Annotated in this window: 11 protein-coding genes; 8 read left to right on the top strand and 3 right to left on the bottom strand. The window is 58.6% G+C overall.

What is annotated here, in order from left to right; translation table 11 throughout:
• From AC3B8H_RS14240 to AC3B8H_RS14250, 3 genes are all read left to right on the top strand, one after another.
• Positions 1–1,183, top strand: a 1,183-nt coding sequence (locus AC3B8H_RS14240) for a hypothetical protein (RefSeq protein WP_488442209.1), incomplete at its 5' end; no start/stop codon positions are given.
• A gap of 115 nt (positions 1,184–1,298) precedes the next feature.
• Positions 1,299–1,877, top strand: coding sequence for a PqiC family protein (locus AC3B8H_RS14245; protein ID WP_488442210.1), 579 nt, complete (start codon positions 1,299–1,301; stop codon positions 1,875–1,877).
• 601 nt (positions 1,878–2,478) lie between these two features.
• Positions 2,479–3,534 carry a glycerol-3-phosphate dehydrogenase/oxidase gene (locus AC3B8H_RS14250; protein ID WP_488442211.1) on the top strand — a complete coding sequence of 352 codons (1,056 nt, stop codon included), beginning with the start codon at positions 2,479–2,481 and terminating at the stop codon, positions 3,532–3,534.
• A 24-nt stretch (positions 3,535–3,558) separates the two neighbouring features.
• On the opposite strand, the gene AC3B8H_RS14255 is transcribed toward AC3B8H_RS14250, so the two are convergent.
• Complete coding sequence (locus AC3B8H_RS14255) at positions 3,559–4,224, bottom strand: Crp/Fnr family transcriptional regulator (protein WP_488442212.1); 666 nt, start codon at positions 4,222–4,224, stop codon at positions 3,559–3,561.
• A 242-nt stretch (positions 4,225–4,466) separates the two neighbouring features.
• Here AC3B8H_RS14255 and AC3B8H_RS14260 point away from each other — a divergent pair, with 242 nt between their 5' ends.
• From AC3B8H_RS14260 to AC3B8H_RS14280, 5 genes are read left to right on the top strand one after another with little or no spacing between them, the layout of a single operon-like run.
• Positions 4,467–4,652, top strand: coding sequence for a hypothetical protein (locus AC3B8H_RS14260; RefSeq protein WP_488442213.1), 186 nt, complete (start codon positions 4,467–4,469; stop codon positions 4,650–4,652).
• A gap of 30 nt (positions 4,653–4,682) precedes the next feature.
• Positions 4,683–4,934, top strand: a complete 252-nt coding sequence (locus AC3B8H_RS14265; RefSeq protein ID WP_488442214.1) for a hypothetical protein — start codon at positions 4,683–4,685, stop codon at positions 4,932–4,934.
• Between the two features lie 13 nt (positions 4,935–4,947).
• A complete protein-coding gene (locus AC3B8H_RS14270) occupies positions 4,948–5,382 on the top strand; it encodes a nitrogen fixation protein (RefSeq protein WP_488442215.1) in 435 nt (144 codons plus the stop codon).
• Between the two features lie 43 nt (positions 5,383–5,425).
• Positions 5,426–6,676 carry an HlyD family secretion protein gene (locus AC3B8H_RS14275; protein ID WP_488442216.1) on the top strand — a complete coding sequence of 417 codons (1,251 nt, stop codon included), beginning with the start codon at positions 5,426–5,428 and terminating at the stop codon, positions 6,674–6,676.
• Entirely contained in the window at positions 6,677–8,806 is a 2,130-nt protein-coding gene (locus AC3B8H_RS14280; protein ID WP_488442217.1) for a peptidase domain-containing ABC transporter, read from the top strand.
• 142 nt (positions 8,807–8,948) lie between these two features.
• On the opposite strand, the gene AC3B8H_RS14285 is transcribed toward AC3B8H_RS14280, so the two are convergent.
• Both AC3B8H_RS14285 and AC3B8H_RS14290 read right to left on the bottom strand, forming a co-directional pair.
• Entirely contained in the window at positions 8,949–9,131 is a 183-nt protein-coding gene (locus AC3B8H_RS14285; protein ID WP_488442218.1) for a transposase, read from the bottom strand.
• 451 nt (positions 9,132–9,582) lie between these two features.
• Positions 9,583–10,128, bottom strand: coding sequence for an REP-associated tyrosine transposase (locus AC3B8H_RS14290; RefSeq protein WP_488442219.1), 546 nt, complete (start codon positions 10,126–10,128; stop codon positions 9,583–9,585).
• Between the last annotated feature and the right edge of the window lie 78 nt (positions 10,129–10,206).

The raw sequence follows: 10,206 nt of genomic DNA on the forward strand, positions 1-10,206 counted from the left end.
TGTGGCCTTTCCGGGCTTGGTCGGGCGCGATCAAATGTTGACCGATACGCAGATGCAAAAATTCACGGATTTCGCTCTTGAGATCACCTATCCGCCCAATCCGATCCGCAATTTGGATAACAGTTTGACCGCGCAGCAGCAGGCCGGCCACGACTTTTATTTTAAGACCGTGCCGTCGGACAGCTTCTTTTCCTGCGCAGGCTGCCACGTGTTGGATCGGGAAGGTAACGCCGAGTTTGCCGAAGTCAAAAAGCCGGGTTTTTTCGGCACGGACGGGCACTACAGCTTCGATCATGCGTTGCAGATTTTTAAAGTGCCGCATTTGCGCAATATGTACCAAAAGGTCGGCATGTTCGGCTTGGCGTCGCAATCGACGACCACCGAGTCGAATTATTTTCTGCCGAAAGGCAACCTGGGCAATATGGGGCCGCAGATTCGCGGTTTCGGCTTCGGCCCGGACGGTAGCGTCGATACCATGTTTCGTTTCCTAAGCGCGCAAATCTTTTCCAAATCGTTTTTCGTGCCGCAAATCGATCCGAACGAGACTCGGACGCCGATCGAACGTTATCTTGCCGGCGAGCCGATCGGCAATCCCGGCGGTTTTGGTTTCGGCGCGGATGGAAACGCGGAGCGGCGTAGCGTGGAAGCATTTCTGTTCGCGTTCGACAGCAACCTGTTTCCGGCGGTTGGCCAGCAAGTGACGTTGGACGCCGCCAACGCCGACGCGGTCGCCGCGAGAATCGACCTGCTGACGGCACAGGCCGACGCCGAGCATTGCGATTTGGTCGCGAGAAATCGTTATAGCGGATTTTGGTATCTCGGAGGCGGAAAGTTTAAAGCGTCGGCCCAGGGTATCGGCGACATCAGCGATCGCGACTTGCGCGCATCGGCGGGCTTAACCGGTGGCGAGCTCACCTATACTTGCGCGCCGCCCGGTTCCGGCGAACGCATCGGCATAGACCGCGATAGCGACGGCGTATTGGATAACGATGAGTTGCGCGCCGGCGATCTGGACGGCGACGACGATGTCGATAAGGACGACCTGAATCGGTTATTGGCAGCGAAAGATGTCGCGGTCGCGCCGGGTGACCCCAGGGACCTGGACTACGACGGCGGCGTGACCGCCAAGGACGGGCGTAAACTGATCGCGTTGTGTACCCGCTCGCGTTGCGCGGTGAACTGAGGAGACCGCGTGCAGGGTCCGAGCGGCGGAAGGCCATTCTGCCGCTCGGATACTATCGGTCGCCGGACATATACGCGATAATCGTGGTTTAAATTCGAGTCATTGGGTTTCCACGATGAAATTACTAACCACGCTTGCTCTCTCGGTATTCGCCGGGTTGACGCTACACGGATGCGCCGGCGAGCCAACGAGGTTTTATTTGCTGGATGCCGGGTCGAGCGCGGGGGAGGAAAATCCCTTGCCGGCCGGAAGCGTTATCGGTTTGGGGCCGATACGGTTACCGGCCTATCTGGATAGGCCGCAACTAGTGGTCGAGGTCGGTCCTCACGAATACAAGCTCGAAGACAACCAGCGCTGGGCCGAGCGCTTGGATGACAATATCACCCGAGCGCTGATGCAGTCCTTGGCGCATCGGTTGGGCGTGGCTCAGGTGTTACGCTATCCCTGGCCGCAACGACAGAGCGTCGATTACCAAGTCAGCGCCGATCTGTTGGAATTACACCAGACGGCAGCCGGCGTCAGCCGGATGGCGGTGCAGTGGCAATTCAAGAAAGCCGAGCAAGCCTGGCAGGGGCGGCGTTTCGAATGCGCGGAACCGGCCGGCGCAGGCGCTGACAGCATCGTCGCCGCGCAAAGCCGCTGCTTGAGTCGCTTCGCGGCCGAGATTGCTCAAGCCTTGGCGCAAGCGCGTTAAACCTCTCCGCGCGCTGAACCAGCCTTGCTAGAAGCGTGGCGGTAATTCCGCCAATACCCAAACAAGGCCGTTTGCCGCGCCGGTTCCTCGGTGCAAAGTGACGTCGTGCTGATCGCGGAGCATCCCGGCCGCCTGATTTACCGAGCTTATGGCGACGGTAGCCTTTGTTTGCGGGGTGAGCGCTACCGCTGAACTTTTAGCCTAAAAAGAGCCGTTGGCGTGTGTTGCGGGCCGTTCGTGCCGAGCCCTTCGGCTGCGCTCAGGAGAGTCTTGTCGAAGCACCGACGGCTCGCAACACACTCACCCTCCGGGTGATTGAAAAATCCCGCTCGCCCTTCGATGAACTCAGGACGAACCGGATTTTTCATCGCCCAAATGCTCTTTTTAGGTTTAGAGATTCCGCTTCGTTCGTAGCTTTGTCATAAAACCTTAACCAAGCCGCTTTAAAAACGGCCGATTAAGGATCTAACCAAAACTCCTTAAAATACGGTCGGCCTGTCAACGGAATGCTAGGATTGCCGGGGTCTGGGTTGCGAAATTTAGCCATTTCCTGGGTAGACCATACGTATTGCCGGGATTAATCATCGAATTGGAGCATTTTGTGGATATCGGTATCGTTGGCGGCGGCATTAACGGTTTGTGTTGCGCCTGGCAATTGGCCAAGCTGGGCCATCGGGTCAGCGTTTACGAGCGCAGCAAGCTGATGCGCGCCACCAGTTGCGCTTCGTCTAAATTGCTGCATGGCGGATTGCGCTATCTGGAAAACGGTGAGTTACGCTTGGTGCGCGAATCGCTGCGGGAGCGCGACGCCTGGTTGCGGCGCGCGCCGCATTTAACCGAAGCCTTGCGCTTGCGGATGCCGCTGTATCGGCAAGGCCGTCGCGGTCGCTTCGTAATCGGGGCAGGACTGTTTATTTACGACCGTTTGGCCGGCCATAGTCTGTTGCCCGGCGCGGTCTGGCTGGATGCCGGGCAAATGTTGGAGGAGGACCCTGGCCTGGATAGCGAGGGCCTATTGGGCGGCTACGAATTTTCGGACGGCCGGATGGACGACTACGCGTTGGGCATTTGGGTTGCCGAGCAGGCCCGATCCGAGGGCGTCACGATTTTCGAGGATGCCGAAGTGTTACGACTGGATACAGCCGGCCATATCGAGACCGCCGCCGGCGTCGCGCATTTTGATAGGGTGGTGAATGTCGCCGGGCCGTGGGCCGGTCGCCTGCTGGAATCCAGCGGCGTCGATTCGCCGTTCCGGCTGGATTTGGTCAGAGGCAGTCATCTGTTGCTGGATCAGCCTTGTCGGCAGGCCTATTTGCTGGAAGTGCCCGGCGAGCGGCGTATCTTTTTTGTGTTGCCTTGGAAGGGCCTAACCTTGCTCGGCACCACCGAGGTTCGCCAAGGTTTGGACGACGCGATCGCTTGCAGCGATGCCGAACGCGATTATTTACTGGCGGCTTATGGGCGCTACTTCCCAAATCAAGAAGCGATAATTGCCGGCAGTTTCGCCGGGGTACGGCCGCTGATTTCCAGCGCCGCCGATCCGTCCCGCGCCACCCGCGAATACGCGGTGCACCGCTCCGGCCAACTCATCAGCGTATTCGGCGGTAAATGGACCACCGCGCTGGCGCTGGCCGAGCAGGTCAGGGCGAGGCTCTAATCTACGTCGGATTAGCGTTCCGGTTTACCAAGCCGCTGGCGGTTTGTTGACGATTTTCAGCGCTTTGCCGTCGACGACCACGTAGCCGCCCTTGGTCAGTTCCTTCATGATCTTATTGATCATCTCCCGGGACGAACCCACCATGTTCGCCAATTCTTGCTGAGTGGGCTTGTTGGCGATGACTTGAATGGTGCCGTCGGTTTCGGCCATGTCCTGCAATACTTTGATGGTCCGCTCGTAGACGTTGGACAGCGCCAGTTGTTTCACCTTTTCGGTCAAGTGCCGAACTTTCTCGGCCAGAACGCCCAGTAAGATGATGGCGACATCCGGATGGGCCTTTAGCCACAGAATAAAATCACCTTTCGAGACGATGCCGCACACAGTGTTTTCGGTGGCCTGGACCGCCGCCGAGCGCGGTTCGTTGCTGAGTAGCGCCAATTCGCCGAAATAGCTGCCGGCTTCCTGAATCAACAGCGTGACTTCCTTGTCCTTGTCGTCGGTCGAAAACACTCGGACAGCGCCCGACAATACGATGTACAGCGAACTGGTGTCGTCGCCCTCGTAAATGATCATGGCCCGTTTCGGGAATTTCACGGTTTTCACTTTAGCGGCCAGCGCGGCCAAGGCCTCTTCCTCGGCGCCGGCCAAAAACGGGATTTTCGCCAGGTTGGCAAGTACTTCGTTTTGCATGGTGTTTCCTAAGTCAGCATTCGCCGCAAGGCGGTTCCGGTGGGTTCGGTCGGGGTGATTTTATCGCTTTCCACTGTGAAAAGCGTCACGAATTCCCGGTGAAGCTTCTCACAGCCCCCGGTGCCTTCGATTGCGTACAGTACAACCACCCGCTGAAATCCGGCGGGCGGCGCGGCAAGCTCGTTGTAAATCTGGATTGCCGCGGATTCGGCGCTAGCGCCATTTTACGAAGGAGAAACGCAATGAACGCAAAACAACCCTTTCAAGAAACGCTAAGAACACTGAGTGCCCAAGAAATCGAGACGGTATCCGGCGGGCTGGTGTCGTTCGACGGCGATTTGAGCCAATTTCCGAAGAAATTCTGGCCGGTGATTAATCCGGGCGCGATCAACATCAAGAACATCGCCACCAAGTATGCCATCGGTTAATTCGTATTCACATTCATTGAGGAAATAGTCATGTCAAAAAAAGCATCGCGTATCGCAACATCCGAATTGGCTCAATTCGCATCGCAAGGTCTAAACCGGGCTCTGGAAGTCAGGGAATTAGCCGGTCAAGAACTGAGTCCGGAGCAATTGGATCAGGTCAGCGGCGGTCTGGCGTTGTTGAAATTCAACGGCATCATCAACGGCGGTCGTTTGCTTCAGCAAATCCAACAGTTCCAACAATTCGACCCCGCTTTGAACCTAAAGGGAGCAGCCCTGTTCTAGGGTTGATCGTGCCATGGCCTCGGAAAACATTGTGTTGTGTCCCAGCGCCCAACCGGATTGGGAGGGCAGTCAGGTCATCGGCGTGATGACCGGTTCGGCCGAGCAGCCGGAATTGGCGTATCTGAAGGAAGCGCTGCCGGTCACCGACGAAATTCTGGAAATGGCGGGACCGGTGACGCCCGGCGAAGTGTTTCGCTTTTCGGCGCCGTGCGCTTGCAGCGGATGCGGCCACTATCGCGCCGAACAGTCCAGATGCGGTTTGGTCGAGAAAGTGGTGCGCTGGACCCCGGTGGTAGTCGAGCAGTTACCGACCTGTTCGATACGCTCGAGCTGCCGCTGGTGGTTGCAGGAGGGCCGGGACGCCTGTCTGCACTGCCCGCAAGTGGTGACCAACGACCTGAACCCGAGCGAGGACATGCGGCGGGCGTCGGATCTGGATGTCGTCTGAGTGCCATGGTCCCGATCAGGCTAGGCGCGGAAAAGGTGGCGATATGAATGAAACCGGATTGTTTCGAAGTCAGGCCCTGGCGTTCAGGCGCGACCGGCCGCTCGGCGAGGCGATCGGGATCGCATCGCCTTCGCTGCCTTTTCTGACCGCATTGGCGTCGGCGGCGGCGCTGGCCTTGATTGCTTTCGCCTGCTGGGGCGAATATACCCGCAAGGCGCACGTCAGCGGGTATCTGGCACCCAGCATGGGTTTGATCAAGGTTTACGCGCCGCAGTCCGGCACCATCGTCGAGAAGCAGGTCGCCGAAGGCCAAAGCGTGAAAGCCGGCGATACCCTGTTTGTACTGTCCACCGAGAGCGGCTCCAAGGAAACCCCGCAAGTTCAGGCCGCCGCGCTGGAACAACTGCGGCAGCGCCGCGACAGCCTGACCGCCGAATTAAACCAGCACGCCGAATTGGAGCGCATCGACTATCAAGCCTTGCTGGATCGCGAGCAAGGTTTGCGGCGCGAACTGCAACAACTGGACGGCGAGATCGCCACCCAGCAAGCCCGCGTCGACGGTTCGGCCAGCAGCGCGGAGCGGTTTCGGCAATTGGCCGGCAAGCATTTCGTGTCGCCGGTACAAATTCAGCAAAAGCAGGACGAATGGCTGGACAACCAGGGCAAACTGCAAGCCCTGCAACGCAACCGGCTGGCGGCGCAGCGCGATTTGCAAGCCACCCAGACCGACATTGCCGGCAGCCGCTTGAAGTTTCAGAATCAGCGCGCCGCGATCGAACGCAATATTTCCGAATTGAACCAGAAAATCACCGAATCCGAATCCCGCCGCACCATCGTGATCAGCGCGCCGCAGGACGGCACCGCGACGGCGATTCTGGCCGAACGCGGCCAAGTCGCCAACCCCGCCAATCCGCTGTTGTCGATCTTGCCGGCCGGCGCGGCGTTGCGGGCGCAGTTGATGGTGCCGTCCAGCGCGATCGGCTTCGTCGAAACCGAGCAGACGGTATTGATCCGCTACCAGGCCTTCCCCTACCAACGCTTCGGCAGCTACAGCGGCCGCATTGTCGAAATCGCCAAGACCTTGATTAGTCCCAAGGATGCCGATTTGCCGGTCGAACTGCAAGAGCCGGCCTACCGGGTGACGGTGGCCCTGGATCGGCAAGCCGTGTCGGCGTACAAACAAGAAATGCCGCTGCAATCCGGCATGCGCCTGGATGCCGATATCTGGCTGGACACCCGCCGCCTGATCGATTGGGTGTTCGATCCGCTGTACAGCCTAACTGGGAGAGTCTAAATGAGCGCGACTATCGGGTTGAATTTCTCAGGCGGCAAGCGCACGCCGCTGATCCTGCAAACCGAAGCCGCCGAATGCGGGCTGGCCTGTCTGGCCATGGTGGCTTCGCACCACGGCCATCGGGTCGATCTGGCCAGTCTGCGCCACCGCTTCGCGCTGTCGCTGAAAGGCGTGACCTTGAACCAGTTGATCGGCATCGCCGACCAACTGCAGCTGGCCTCCCGGCCGGTACGCATCGATTTACCGGACTTGAGCCGTTTGACCTTGCCGGCGGTCCTGCATTGGGATTTCAATCATTTTGTAGTGCTGACTCGGGTCGATAGCGGCCGGCTGGATATTCTCGATCCGGCCCAGGGCGCGCGCCGTTTGAGTTACGCCGACGTTTCCAAACATTTTACCGGGGTCGCGCTGGAGTTGGCACCGACCCGCGAATTCGTGCCGCGTCAGGAACGCCGCCAAATCGAACTTTCCCGCCTCATTGGCCAGTTGGACGGTGCAGCTCGCGCTATCTGGCAAATCGTGACCTTGGCCTTGGCCATCGAAGTGTTTGCCATCGTAGCGCCTTTTTTTCTGCAACTGGTGGTCGATCAAGCGGTAGTGGCCGGCGATCGGCATTTGCTGACGGTACTGGGCCTGGGTTTTTCGCTGTTGATGTTAATTAGGGTAGCGGTCACCGCGCTGCGATCCTGGTTGGTGTTGATCTTGAGCAATTCGGCCAATTTGCAATTATTGAGCAATCTATTCGGCCATTTGCTGCGGTTGCCGATGCCGTATTTCGAGAAACGCCATCTGGGCGACATCGTGTCGCGCTTCGAGTCGATGAACGTGATTCAACGCACGCTGACCGGCAGTTTTTTGGAGGCGATACTCGACGGCATCATGGCGGCGGTGACGCTGGTGATGATGTGGTTTTACAGCGGGCCGTTGGCCTTGGTCGTGGTGGCGGCGGCGGTCGGTTACGGCCTACTGCGCTTGGCCTTGTTCCGGCCGCTGAAAGAGGCGACCGAGGAGCAAATCTTGCGCGGCGCCAAACAGCAGAGCAATTTGCTGGAAACCGTGCGCGGCATGCAAAGCGTCAAATTATTCAATCGTCAACTGCAGCGCCGGGTGCAATATCAAAACCTGTTGGTCGAGCACTTCAACGCCGGCATCCGGGTCCAAAAGCTGGGCTTGCTGTATCGGACCTGCAACGGCTTGCTGTTCGGCGTTGAGAATGTGGCGGTGATCTGGCTGGGCGCCTTGTTCATTCTGGACGGTGGTTTTTCGGTGGGGATGCTGTTCGCGTTCATGTCGTTCAAGGACCAATTCACCGACCGGGTCGGCGGCTTTATCGAGAAAGGCATCGAATTCAAAATGCTGGCGCTGCATACCGAACGCGTCGCCGATATCGCGCTGCACGAAACCGAAGCCGAGCGCTTGGCGGCGATGCCCGCCGAACAGGGCCGGCTACCGGCGATTAAAATCGAGAATCTGGAGTTCCGTTACGCGCCGGGCGAGCCGGCGGTCCTGCAAAACCTGAATCTGGAAATCGCCGCCGGCGAATCGGTGGCCATCGTCGGGCCGTCAGGTTATGGCAAAACCACGTTGGCGAAGCTGATCCTCGGCCTGTTGCAGCCGGTGCAAGGCGAAATCCTGATTGCAGGCACCCGCTTGAGCCAAATCGACACCCGCGCCTACCGCGACATGGTGGCGGCGGTGATGCAGGAAGACCAGTTGTTCGCCGGCTCCATCGCCGAAAACATCTGCTTTTTCGATGCCGCGCCCGATCAGGCCTGGATAGAAACATGCGCGCAATTGGCGGCGGTGCATCACGACATCGCCGCGATGCCGATGGCTTATAACACCTTGATCGGCGATATGGGCACGGTATTGTCGGGCGGCCAGAAGCAACGGGTATTGCTGGCCCGCGCGTTGTACAAACGCCCGAAAATTTTGATCCTCGACGAAGCCACCAGCCATCTGGACGTGGCCAGGGAAAAATCGGTCAACGCGGCAATCGGTCAACTCAAGTTAACCCGCATCATCATCGCCCACCGCCCGGAAACGATAGCCTCGGTGGACAGGGTGATAGACCTGCAAGCCTTGGCGCAAAGCGGCGGGCATGCTCAGAACAGAATGATGCCGGTTTGAGGACTTTTATCCACGCGGCCGTCAGTGACCTGGCGGATGCCGGTCAGCCCCTGGGCGTCATGCGCGGGGCCGATGATTTTGAGCGGGCGGCCCGGTCACATTCGGATGTTATTGCGGATGGTCAGGTCTTGCGATCATGCTTTCAAGGCCCCCATGTTCGTTTCACCCAGGCGTCGATATAAAACGGTCGTTCCCGTTGGGTAACCCGCACCGCATCGCGCAGCACATCGATATACCGGACCAGCGTGTCCAGCCGCCGCTCCAGCAAATTTACCGTAAACAAATACGTCCTGCCCGGCACCCGATACCGCCGATAATCCGGCATGCCCCCTCCTTCGTAAGGCGGAAGCCGACAGGCGTTCCGCCAAATCAAAGCGAAAGCCGGACAATTCAACCGTCATTCGCAATCGAAGCCACCATTCGGGCCGATGCCGTTAGTCCAATATGGCGGAACCGCGATGCGTTCCGCCTTACGGCCTTGCGCGGGCTCATCACAAGATTGATCCGCCGTACGGCCGTGGTTATTTAACCCGCGCGTAATATTTCATCCTACCTTCACACATGATGGAAACGTTCAGGACGGGTACATACGCAGTCCCGCTCAAACCGATCCCAAAATGGCGGAACGCCTGTCGGCTTCCGGCCAACGCGGGTTCGTAGTGATGATGAGCCCGGCGTTCCAACGCGGTGCGTGGGATCGACGGAAAATATTAGTCGATTCCATACGGCCCAACGGTTGCGATCGATGCACGGCGGTATCCGACCTGTCATCGGGTTTAGTGCACAGGATCGCGTTCTCCAAATTCGGCGAAACGATCGAACTCGGCTCCCGCCCAATCATCCGGCAGTAAACCCCGTCTGACGTAGCGATGAAATGACGAGTAAGGCCAATCGGCGACGCGCCGCACCAAACCATGTTTCATCGGATTCCAGTGGCAATAATCGATGTGATTGACGTAGTCGCGATCATCGCGAATGGCGTGCTCCCAAAAACGTCGCTGCCACACACCTCGCTCGCCTTTGGCGGCACGCACCTTGGAACGCCGCTCGGTAGCGGGCAGTTTCCGAACGAAACGGATTTTGATGGTCTTCCAGCGATTGGAAAAATCAACGTCGTCCGGCGGCAAGGTCCACACGGCGTGCATATGGTCCGGCAACACCACCCAAGCGTCGATATGAAACGGTCGTTCCCGTTGGGTAACCCGCACCGCATCGCGCAACACATAGATATACCGAACCAGCGTGTCCAGCCGCCGCTCCAGCAAATTCACCGTAAAAAAATACGTCCCGCCCGGAACCCGATACCGCCGATAATCCGGCATGCTGCCTCCTTCGTAGGGCGGAAGCCGACAGGCGTTCCGCCAAATCAGTCGTCAATCAAACAGAGACCCCCAATCGAG

It is taken from the genome of Methylomonas sp. BG-2, from assembly GCF_057766305.1.